The sequence below is a fragment of the Vibrio sp. S11_S32 genome (genome assembly GCF_014694465.1).
Lineage (GTDB): Bacteria > Pseudomonadota > Gammaproteobacteria > Enterobacterales > Vibrionaceae > Vibrio > Vibrio algicola.
Map to the genome: position 1 here is coordinate 1 of NZ_JAAUWS010000197.1, position 252 is coordinate 252.

Annotated in this window: 1 pseudogene; it reads left to right on the forward strand. The window is 41.7% G+C overall.

Going from position 1 to position 252, the window contains the following annotated elements:
* Nucleotides 1-124: 124 nt before the first annotated feature.
* A pseudogene (locus HC723_RS17230) lies at nt 125-252 on the forward strand (AbgT family transporter); the annotation flags it as partial.

The window sequence follows — 252 nt, forward strand, 5'->3', positions numbered from 1 at the left end:
ATTAAAAACGCCATAAAATCCTCATGGTAAACACTGGCCATACATACAGTGTAGCCATCAATGAATTATTTCCCAGATTTATTTATGTGTGTAAAATGCTTTTCCTATATCAACCTGTCATGGTAATTCGGGTATGTTGTCTGCGGCAATGCGCGGCATGGTGATGGGCGCGTCAAAACGCATGGTTACCTTTACCGTGATCTTCGCCGGTATTATTTCAAATACAGCCTCAGAGCTTGGTTATGTGGTGTT